General features: G+C 47.2%; 1 pseudogene. It reads left to right on the top strand.

The window, feature by feature from the left end:
- Positions 1-248 (top strand): annotated as a pseudogene (locus AC0QHF_RS00100) (group II intron reverse transcriptase/maturase); the annotation flags it as partial.

Here is a 248-nt window from a genome sequence, read left to right as displayed (position 1 = left end):
TCACGATGCGGAAACGCCAAATACAAAACGCTCAGGAAATATTACCGAACAGGAATGGCAAAACTGAGCAATGGGGATGAAAGGAAGGATAAGTGGATATTCCAAACCAAGGATGGTCTGCGACTTCAGAAACACAACTGGACTCCCATCGTCTACCACACATTGGTAAGGCCAAGCGCATCGACGTATGACGGAAACTGGGTCTATTGGGCAACAAGGAGAGGGAAATCACCAGAAATCTCAAACCG

The sequence above is a fragment of the Lyngbya sp. CCY1209 genome, from assembly GCF_055795065.1.
The sequence above is the reverse complement of the archived record's forward strand: the minus strand, read 5'-3'. Positions and strand labels throughout refer to the sequence as shown.